This window comes from Xenorhabdus griffiniae, from assembly GCF_015163655.1.
GTDB lineage: Bacteria > Pseudomonadota > Gammaproteobacteria > Enterobacterales > Enterobacteriaceae > Xenorhabdus > Xenorhabdus griffiniae.
Genome location: NZ_JADEUF010000135.1, coordinates 1 through 9,624 on the forward strand (window position 1 = coordinate 1; position 9,624 = coordinate 9,624).

Genomic DNA, 9,624 nt, shown 5'->3' on the forward strand with positions numbered 1-9,624 from the left:
TCAATCAACAGATCGGTATTTTTCCCCAATTCCAGGGCGGATTGCTTGGCCTGCTCCTGACTCTGGTGAAGGTAATAGATAGCAGCGCCTGCCAGCATCGCGGCACCAAAAGGCCCACCAATCAGTCCCAGCGCACCGCCCATCACGCGCGATCCCAGTGAGGTGACTTTATTCAGCCTGTCCTGTGCCGCTGTCCGGGCATCAATATTACGCGACAGAGTTGCCTGCGTTCGGGACAGGCGCTCTTCCGCCTGCGTTTGCCTGTCGGTGCCTTTTGCGGCTGCTAATGCCTGCTGTGCCCGATAGACCGCAGCCCGTGCTCTGGCAGTCGATATCTGGGTTCCCCTGACCTGCTCATTCGCCAAATTCACTTCCGCGCGGTAGGTTTTCCAAATGTTGCCTGTCGCCGTCACAGCCCCAGAAGCCATATTGCCGAAGAAACGGGCTGCGCCGACAGCGACCAGTGCCCCGCCTGCCACGGCAACGGTATCAATATTTTTCGCGACCCCATCCAGTACCCCGGATAAGGTGGCGGTGACCGAGGTGGTCCGGTTGGTTTCGCCGACCCACTGTTGAAAGGCGTTCGTCACCCGTGTTGACGCCGCACTCACGCTGTTCGGCATCGAATCAAACTCTTTGCGCAAGGTTGCCAGCTGACTGACCAGGGCGGGCACAATCTTAGGTGTGGTCAGCTCACCCGCATCCGCCAGTTCTTTCAGGTCCTTCTGTGCTACCCCTAACCCATCTGACAGCGCTTTCATGATCCGCTGCCCGGACTGCGCGACGGAGTTAAAATCCTGCCCCCTGAGTACGCCGCGTCCAAGTGCCTGGGATAACTGGACAATCAGGGACGAAGTTTCAGCCGCCGTTGCCCCCGAGACTTGTAATCCGGTCGCTAACGCATCCGTCAGGGACAGGATATCCTGAGTCGTATAGCCATATTCACGCAGTGAACTGGATACACGGGAAAAGAGAGCGGCATTGGACTCAAAGGTGGAGCCGGTATACTGGCTGATTTGCAGCAATCCCTGCTTGGCGTGGGTAAAATCTTCCACTGAGGTTGTCGCCAGCTTGATACGGGCATTTAATGAGTCGTAACTGTCCGCCAGGTTGATAAGCTGTCCGGTAGCAAACATCCCCGCAAAGGCGCCCGTCATGCCGACCGCTGACGCCTTGACCGAAGCCAGCTGGCTATTGAGTTCCCGCAACGCCTGCTGACTGTCACGGCTGGCCGCCGCTGCCCCGCGCCCGCCCTTTTCCATTGTTCGGTAGTAATCCGCCCCCATCCGTGAGGCACGGGCAATCTCAGCCTGAAATGAAGATGAATTGGCTGAGATTTTAATAATCAGTTCACGCAGTTTTGCCATAGAAAATCACTCAAGACAGGTTAGACAGGAAAGCTTCCAAACCGGAGTTATCGTTATCGCTGTCTTCTTCGGGTTCACCCCATTGCAGCAGGATATCAGGCAGGGCGACTTTGCCGCCTTGCGATTGGTACACGGCGGTCGCAATCTGGGCGGCCTGAATATCACTGCGCCGATCCCCTATTGGGCTGATGGTGTCATACGCCAGCCAGTACAGTAGCTCACTGGCGCTCATCTCCCGTTGCAGCTCATGCAGGGTCTTACCGAGCCGCAATGCCAGTGTCATCATGAAGAAGGTGGCGGGGTCTTTGACTTTTTTTCTGCATCCGCCTGTGAGACCATGAGTTCCAGGGCCTGCTGTAACAAGCGGCTGTGAACCGGTCCATAAATCCCCGCCACGGTATCGATATCTTCATTCGTGAATACGGGATCGCCGTTCTTATCCCGCAGCACATCAATAAACAACACGACATCACCGCGGATATTACGGTGGGTTTTCTCAGCAATGGACAGGGTGCCGTCTTCCTCCCCCTCTTTGGGGGATATGATGTCCTGCCAGAGTCCCCATGCCCCCGCAGAGGGTTCGCGCAACGTGACTGTCACATCATCCCATTCCGGTACGGTGATCAGTTTGCTGCGAAAGCCGGCATTGGGAGCCAGTGCCAGTGCTCTGAGGTTCATTTTTTTAGCCATAATTTATTCTCCCTGGGGGGTATTTTTGGTTAACGGGACGGGTTTCAGGGGAAGTGGCTTGCCTTTTAGCCGCAAGGTAAATGACGCGGTCACTACCCCACTGGTGGCGACACTCCATGAGTTTTGGCGTACCTCGGCGAGAAAGGCGTAACCGTTCCCGGTCGGAAATTCCACCTTAAAGGCATGCAGCTCATCGGTATCGTAGGCATGACGCAGGGTATTTTGCCCCACCTCATTCGCTGACCAGTTGCCGGACAGGGTAATTTCCCCCGGTGCGGCAAGGCCGTTCGTCATTTCCTGTTCCGTGGAGCACAGGGTAGTGACCTCAATGTCCGACTTTTGTCCGCCGGTGTAGCTGATCTCCTTGGTGGTACAGTCAATCGCCTGCCAGACGGCATTGGCGGGATTCGCCTCAGTGGCAGGATGGGCCGAAATACTCACTTTCGTGCCCTGGGTTTTTTCGTATTTGCTTGACATAGCTATTCTCCAGAAATAAAAAACCATCCATGATGGATGGCCAGGTAAAACGGTGGGGGTTATTGCCAGAGCTGGCATTCCAGTGTGGTGCGGTACAGGGCCGTATCGGACTCGTAGCTGTTGGTTTCACTCAGTTCCGTGGGGTGCAGTCCGGCAAGGGCGACCCGCGCCTTATCCCGTATCGCCCGCGCCTCATCAATGGTGTTAGCATAAACATCAATTTGCAGGGTGGTGAGGTTTTCCGCCTGCCCGCTCAGGACATCCTGATCGAGGCTGTAGAACGAAAAGACACACCACGGCGGCATAACAGGCGGCTCCCGTTGCGGTGCTACGTAAGGAAAAACCTTATCCGGCAGTACCGGGTCCAGCAGCGGGAAAATGTCAGCCTCGGTCATTTCGACAGCACCTCATCAATCGCCTGATTCATCCGTTGTATCGCGGCGTCAGTGGCAGCCTCCGATTTCGCATCAAACGCCGGGCGGATAAATGGCTGCGGTGCCATTTTTGATGTCCCGTTCTCCAGAAAACGCCAGTAATAGGCATTACGGGGATCGTTTTTCTTCATGGTGGTGTCGCTGTTGGTGCCGGATGGGTTTGAACCCCGCACATACACCCCCGCGGACGCGGTGCCGTTTTGCGTTCGCCGATTGGCCGCCACGATATTACGCGTCAGCTTGCCTGTCCGTTTGGGGGCCTTAACCCGCGCTTCATCGCGTAAAACACCCGCCGCTGCATAGGTAGCTTTTCGCAGGACCTGATTATTTTCGGCTTTGCTGAGCAGCTCTAAATCTTTCGCGATGGCCTGCAAGCCGGAAAAGTCCAGATCCGTATGAATACTCACGGTTTCACCCCCTGTTTACATAACAGTTCAAGCTGAGTGCGTTTGGGGTCAGGAATGACAGCCTGAATATCGTAAACCTGTCCCCTAAACACCATACGAAATGCACTGGTCACATCGGCACGGTAACGCAGCCAGACACGGACCGTGGTTTCTGACAGATTGGCGCCAGACGCCAGTAATTCCCGCCCGCTAATATGCCTGACCTCCGCCCAAACCGTCGCCACATCCTGCCATTCCTGCCTGCGCTGGCCTGACGGTAATTTGATCTGGGTAAAATTCTGTAGCGTGATGCGGTGACGCAGTCGTCCTGCTTGCATATTAATCTCCTAGAGTGGAATGAAACGATACGGTTCTAATAGTGCCTTGAATCCGGTAGGTAGGGACTGGGCTTCACGGTTTTCGTACCAGTACCCCACAGTCAGCATAATCGCCAGTTCAATATCATCAGAAATCATTAAGCCATCCGGATCGATTTCTGGTATTTCATCTTCATACAATGTCCGGTTGAGGTAGTTTTCTGCCCGCTTCTTTGCTGCCCCCCGATAGGTCAGCAGCAAATCATCGTCAAGGTCATTACCCCCATCAATCCGGCACTGTTTCCTGAGTTTTTCCAATGTCGGTAACGGCATAAAATCTCCTGAGTACCCGCAACCCTTGCAGATTGCAGGCACAAAAAAAACCGCTATGAAGCGGCCTAAGTTCCTCACTGAGAATTAACCCGCAGAAGCGGTGCCCTTGCCGATCAGCGCCTTGATGGCAGCGGTATCTTCCAGAATGCAGTCAAAACGGTGGAAGGCTAGGAAGGCGGTCTGATCGTACTCAGCATAACGCTCAACCAGCCGCTTCAACGTCATGTAGGCCACGCGGCGCACGATAAAGCGGTTAAAATCCCCGCAGTAGATGAATTTCTTACCCGCGCCCATATCCGCAATCGCTTGATCAATCACATACGGCACACCCAGCACGGTAGACGGCACCACGCCCGCGATTTCAGGTAACCACAGCGGACGCCCCTGTGCATCTTCCATCTCGGTGATGAGTTTCAGCGTGCTGTCATTGAACGCCCAGCGGAAGGTCCCGACATTGCGGTACGCGGGGTCAAGGGCGTGCTTCAGGGCATTCATGTCTTTCCAGCTAAATTTGGCGGCGGCATCCACCGTCCCCGTCACCGAGGTTTCCAGCCCCTTGGGTTGTTGCGGACTGCCCGTGCCGGTGCCTTTGACCAGATACCGGGCTTCACCGCGCCCGATACGTTGGGCGATGCGTTTCGCCAGATAGGCTTCCATATCAATACCGGAATCCTGCAACAGCTCATTGGAGACCCGAATAATTTTGGAGGACAGTTTTTTCGCCCCCAGAGAATCAGTACCGAACGTGGTGTCTTCTTCACTGGCTGCGGTGTTTTCACCCAACAATTCACCTTCTTCTGTCGTGCCATCGGCGGTCGCCCATTCGATAGTTTGCCCGGTAGACGTACTGAGGATTTGCGCCACACTGGCGATCCCCCCGTAGGCTTTCATGGCCTCAACCACCTTGTTCAACATCTGGGTGGGGACGGTGTAGCCGCCTTTTTCATCGGGGGAAACACCCTGTGCGCGCAACTCTCGCAGCGCCTGACGCTCTTCGGCGGTCATTTCCCCCAGACCGTGACGCAGGAACTTGTCAAAGGCGGCTGCGCGTCGCTCCTGCTGCTCCGTTTCGGGGTGAGTCGGCTGCTTGCGCTGTTCCGGTTCGGTGTTGTCCACCAATTGTTGATCCAGACTGCGCAACGATTCTTCGCGCTGGATTTGCTCGTTGAGAGTATCCAGCTCCGTTTTAGCTTTGTTCCATTCGGTGCGTTGCTCTTCCGTCCAGGCGTTATCCCCGATTTTCTCATGCAGGGCACGCATTTCAGTAGCGATGGTGTTACGGCGTTGTTTCAGTTCATGTAATTTCATGATCCCATCCTAAATATTGAGTAAAGTTAGCAGGCGTTCACGGGCCTGTTTTTGATTGATAGCTTTGGTTAAATCGCCACTGGCGCGAGCTTCTTGCCATGCGGTCAGCGAGCGCACAGCAGAATCCGCCTCCTGATACGCCGGATAGGTGACCGGACTCACGTCATACAAACGAGAGAAGCGGCTAATTTCCCGGATAACGATCCCTTCTTCATCCTCGTACCAGTGATCGCCGTCACGGGCGACCCGAAAGGCAAAGGACGACTGGGTAATGTCACCCCGTTGCATAGGGGCCAAGACCAGATCGCGGATAGTCTGGGTGTCCGGAGCCTGAATGGTGTATTGCAGCCCGCGCTCATCCACAGAGAGCGACAAGGTGCCAGCGGTGCTGCGCCCCAGAATAAAGTTGGGGTCATGGTTAAACAGCCCGCGCACATCGTCATTCAGTACCTCATCAAAGGCACCGGGTTTGATGATTTCACGAAAGCCCCAGAGCGGCTCAGAGCGACTGTTAAACACCGAACCGTAACCGACAATGCGCGTCGGCTGGTTTTCCTGTGTTTCTGTGCGCACCTCACCGGGGTAACAGCGCATTTCCCTGTCACACATCAGTTTTATCCTCCTGTTTGGGTGGAGTCGGGTTAGTAGGGTGAGCCGCATTGACACTGACCAACATCTCGTCCAGTCCCTCAACTGGGTTCATGTCTTCAAAGGCACGGGCCTCATTGCGGCTCATCCAGCCATCGGTGATAGCAAAATGGTAGAACTGAGCGCGCTCCTGGGGGGTACCCCGCAAGAGTCCCGCCAGATTGAACCGCACATAAAATCCGGCCAACCGCTCCTGACGGGTAAACAGACGGCGGTTCAGCTCCTGTTCCCAGTTTGTCACCCACGGCATCACCGTATAGCGGACAAACTGAATGGCCTGTTGACTGATATTGGAAAAAGTTGCCTTCTCCAAGTCGTTGATCATATGAGCGGGCACATTGAAGATACCGGCTATCATGGAACGGTTCAGTTTCATCATGTCGATAAGCTGAGCATCGACTGGGGAAACCGTCAGGGCTTTGTAATCCAGTTCCGCCGGGATCAGCAAGGTCTTATTTTCCTCACTACGCAGGGCGGCAGCGGCTTTTTTCCACAGTTGCTTGAGCCGTTCCCAGCCCTCCGGCTTCATCTCTCCCTTAACGGAAACAATCCCCGCCGGACGGGCATTGCCGCCAAAAAAGGCACTGGTGTATTTCTGCCCGCTCATCCCCATACCGATAGTTTCCGCATGTTGCAGGATGGGGCTTAAGCCCATTTTTCGGTTATTACCCAGGGCGCGAATGTGGATCATGTCATCAGGGCTAATCGCAAAGCTGCCGTCTTCGTTATACACGCCATAGGTATAGCGCCCGCCCGTGTTGAGCAAGGTGGTTTCCCACGGCATACAGGCCTCAATCGTGGTCACCTCCCCGCGGCGGTTACGTTTTACCCATGAGTAACCATTCCCCCAGCCGAGAATATGGCGTTGTTTCAGCTCCCGCCATTTATAGCTGGTCTGCCAGAGGTTCGGCTCATCATGCACCAGGTAAAACACCGGATGGTCACGGGCCATTTCCACCGATTGCCCCGTCTTGCGCATCACATGCAACGGCATCTGAGCGACCGACGAGGACAATACATAGATACAGGCATACACGGCGGCCAGTTTCATGGCGGTTTCGGGACTGACATACACATCAGCATTAAACAGGCCGTCATAATCCGCCGCTTCGGTCGTCAGCGGGGTTTTCGGGTTTTCCAGCGGTTCACTGCGAAACAGGGCATCAAGCAGCATGTTTCCCCCTTCTGGCGACCGCCAGCGCATAGGCAATCAACAGACCGCCACCAATAATCAAGGTATTTGCCAACCCGTATTTCAGGTAACAGCCTGCCAGCACCGCCCCGACGCCCGTCAGTGCAGTGATATCAATCAGTAAATTTTTCATAACATTAACAGGTCATCCGGGTCGAGGTTAGAAAGAAAGTCGGGTTCTTCGTGTAAAATGGCACGCCCCATCGCCATAATCAGGGCGACGGCGCCATCAATTTTGCTGTCCTTTTGTTCCTTGATAGGGCGCACAATGTCATCATTGCCGCCCAGGGTTTTTCCCACCACATTACCGATACACCAGGACAGTATCGAATTGCCGTCATGATGGAAGCGACCGGACTGGATAGCCGCCTCCAGCTCCTTCATCGGATCACTCATATGGGTAAAGTTCTGGGTCACGATAATGGGGTTAATCCCCTCATCCGCCAGGGCATGGGATAATCCTGTCGCCCCATAGGGATCAATCGGGGCTTCATTAACCGGGTTCAGATGGCAGGCAAGTTTGGCTTCTTCCAGGATATAACGGTAATCCACTTCGGCGCCTTCCGTGACGGTCAGTAACCCCATTTCCACCCACTTCTGGAATCGTTCAGCACTGCGACGATTCTCATTCTGCTCTACACTGTAAACGGTGTCATACGGCACCCAGAACCGCGGGGCAATACTGTAGAAATGCCGCTTGCCGTCAATCTCACGCACAAAGAGCCGTGCCATGCTGTTCATATCCAGCTTACGGGCGAGGTCAAAGGCCAGAAAACAGGGCTGCCCCTCGAACTGCTCCAGCGTCAGTGAGGTATCTTCGCACTGTTTCCAGCTCACCATATTGAAGTAAGCCTCCCGCGCAGAGACCCAGATATTCAAGTGCTTGGTCTTGAACACGCTGGCTAAACGCGGGTTATTCAGGGCGCGTTGCTGCTGACTCAGTAAAAAATCAGCATAAACCGATACGCCCATATTCGGGTTGGCCTTACGCAACACCGCCGGTGAGGTCCAGTCGTCCCCCTCATCTACGGTGTAAATCACCCCGAACAGTTCCTCATTGGGGACATTGCCGGACAGCATTTCAATGACCTCACGGCGCTTGTCATAACAGGGGCCTTCAATGTTGTAACCTGCCGTCGTAATGGCCCACATCAGGGGCTGACGCCGCGCCCCCATCCCCGTGAGCATGGTGGTATAGAGATCATCGGTATCATGTTCATGGTATTCGTCCACAATGGCGCAACTGGGGGACTGGCCGTCACCGGGATTACCAATTAACGGCTCAAATCGGGCATCGTCTGCCGGACGGTTCAGGTTCGACGCATTCACCTCAATGCCGAATGCCTCAACCAACATTGGAGTACGTTTACACATCAGCCGGGCAGGCCGGAAGACTTCCCATGCCTGTTTCTCCGTCGTGGCGCCGGAATAAACCTCCGCCCCGAACTCGTCATCACAGGTAAAACAGTAAAGTGCCACCCCCGCCGAAATCGCAGATTTGCCATTTTTACGGGGAATTTCGGTATAGACTTCACGAAAGCGGCGTAACCGACTGCCTTTATGCACCCAGCCAAACGCCGAGCAGACAATAAATAACTGCCACGGCTCCAGCGTAATAGGCATCCGCTTAAACGCCCATTCTCCCTTAGTGTGGGGTAATAACTGAATAAACTTGGCGGCCCGTTCCGCCAGGTCTTTATCGAACCGGTACTTAAATACCCTGGTCTTTTCCTGATTCAGGTTATCCAGGTGGCGCTGACAGGCTTCCCTGACATAGCGGCCTGCCTCAATTTTGCCTCGTACCACATCGCGGGCGTACTGGTTGGCCGCATTGACATTCGGGTAGGCTTTACGGCTCATGATGAAATCATCCTCATAAACGGGTTGTCGTTTTTGGCCTGACCCGCCGCCCCGATCAAACGCTGGCGACTGCTGGGATCTAACCCCAGCATCGAACCGGTGGTATCCATCTCAGACTGTTGCTCTTTTTTGGCGGTCAGTTCTGGGTTTTTGATGGGACCCCCTGTCGCTCCGGTCACGGAGTTACCCTGCCGGGCGATATTGGCAACCGCCCGGCGCCAAAACTCATAGGCCACGCACCAGCGTTCCAGTACCGCCAGATCGGTGACACACAATAACCCCTGCGCGCACAATTCCTGACTGGTCAGCTCCCACATCACCACCGCCAGCGGTAAGTCGTTTTCCACAAACCAATCAGGGGGTGACACGCCGGTCAACGGTGTGAAGGTCGGCTCATCGCGGTTCAGTTTTCGTTTGCCTGGATTGCCTGCCAGTTCTTTTCGTGCCGTCGGCTTGGGGCGACGGCCTGACTTACCCGCCGTACCGGCCATACTCAGAACCTCCTGTATTCAGGAAACAGTGAAAAAGGGATACAAAAACACCCGATTTAAATTTCATTTTTCGCGGGTATAAAAAAAGACCTAAGGCGGCGGTCCTTAAGGGTGAGAGTGG

14 protein-coding genes are annotated in these 9,624 nt (G+C 54.8%); all 14 read right to left on the reverse strand.

Annotated features, from left to right (window positions below):
• Nucleotides 1-1,367: tape measure protein (locus IQ211_RS16560; RefSeq protein ID WP_193836422.1), on the reverse strand; the 1,367-nt coding region annotated here is incomplete at its 3' end.
• A 10-nt stretch (nt 1,368-1,377) separates the two neighbouring features.
• Nucleotides 1,378-1,650: a phage tail assembly protein T gene (locus tag IQ211_RS16565; RefSeq protein ID WP_189760966.1), complete on the reverse strand. Its 273-nt coding sequence runs from the start codon at nt 1,648-1,650 to the stop codon at nt 1,378-1,380.
• Nucleotides 1,650-2,057, reverse strand: a complete 408-nt coding sequence (locus tag IQ211_RS16570; protein ID WP_189760963.1) for a phage tail assembly chaperone — start codon at nt 2,055-2,057, stop codon at nt 1,650-1,652. Before IQ211_RS16570 ends, IQ211_RS16565 begins: the two co-directional genes overlap by 1 nt.
• 3 nt (nt 2,058-2,060) lie before the next feature.
• Entirely contained in the window at nt 2,061-2,534 is a 474-nt protein-coding gene (locus tag IQ211_RS16575; protein ID WP_189760962.1) for a phage tail tube protein, read from the reverse strand.
• Between the two features lie 59 nt (nt 2,535-2,593).
• On the reverse strand, nt 2,594-2,929 hold the full coding sequence (gene gp17, locus IQ211_RS16580; RefSeq protein ID WP_189760961.1) for a tail completion protein gp17: 336 nt from the start codon (nt 2,927-2,929) through the stop codon (nt 2,594-2,596).
• Nucleotides 2,926-3,375: an HK97-gp10 family putative phage morphogenesis protein gene (locus IQ211_RS16585; RefSeq protein WP_282885597.1), complete on the reverse strand. Its 450-nt coding sequence runs from the start codon at nt 3,373-3,375 to the stop codon at nt 2,926-2,928. Before IQ211_RS16585 ends, gp17 begins: the two co-directional genes overlap by 4 nt.
• Nucleotides 3,372-3,692, reverse strand: a complete 321-nt coding sequence (locus IQ211_RS16590) for a phage head closure protein (RefSeq protein ID WP_189760960.1) — start codon at nt 3,690-3,692, stop codon at nt 3,372-3,374. The genes IQ211_RS16585 and IQ211_RS16590 overlap by 4 nt, the downstream gene beginning before the upstream one ends.
• Before the next feature lie 9 nt (nt 3,693-3,701).
• The gene (locus IQ211_RS16595; protein WP_189760959.1) at nt 3,702-4,004 is read right to left on the reverse strand and encodes a head-tail connector protein; all 303 of its coding nucleotides are present in this window, start codon (nt 4,002-4,004) and stop codon (nt 3,702-3,704) included.
• A gap of 84 nt (nt 4,005-4,088) precedes the next feature.
• On the reverse strand, nt 4,089-5,312 hold the full coding sequence (locus IQ211_RS16600) for a phage major capsid protein (RefSeq protein WP_189760958.1): 1,224 nt from the start codon (nt 5,310-5,312) through the stop codon (nt 4,089-4,091).
• 9 nt (nt 5,313-5,321) lie between these two features.
• Nucleotides 5,322-5,921, reverse strand: coding sequence for an HK97 family phage prohead protease (locus IQ211_RS16605; protein ID WP_189760957.1), 600 nt, complete (start codon nt 5,919-5,921; stop codon nt 5,322-5,324).
• Entirely contained in the window at nt 5,914-7,134 is a 1,221-nt protein-coding gene (locus IQ211_RS16610; protein ID WP_189760956.1) for a phage portal protein, read from the reverse strand. The genes IQ211_RS16605 and IQ211_RS16610 overlap by 8 nt, the downstream gene beginning before the upstream one ends.
• Nucleotides 7,124-7,285, reverse strand: a complete 162-nt coding sequence (locus tag IQ211_RS16615; RefSeq protein WP_189760955.1) for a hypothetical protein — start codon at nt 7,283-7,285, stop codon at nt 7,124-7,126. Before IQ211_RS16615 ends, IQ211_RS16610 begins: the two co-directional genes overlap by 11 nt.
• Complete coding sequence (locus IQ211_RS16620; RefSeq protein ID WP_189760954.1) at nt 7,282-9,012, reverse strand: terminase large subunit; 1,731 nt, start codon at nt 9,010-9,012, stop codon at nt 7,282-7,284. Before IQ211_RS16620 ends, IQ211_RS16615 begins: the two co-directional genes overlap by 4 nt.
• Complete coding sequence (locus IQ211_RS16625) at nt 9,009-9,503, reverse strand: phage terminase small subunit P27 family (protein WP_189760953.1); 495 nt, start codon at nt 9,501-9,503, stop codon at nt 9,009-9,011. Before IQ211_RS16625 ends, IQ211_RS16620 begins: the two co-directional genes overlap by 4 nt.
• Between the last annotated feature and the right edge of the window lie 121 nt (nt 9,504-9,624).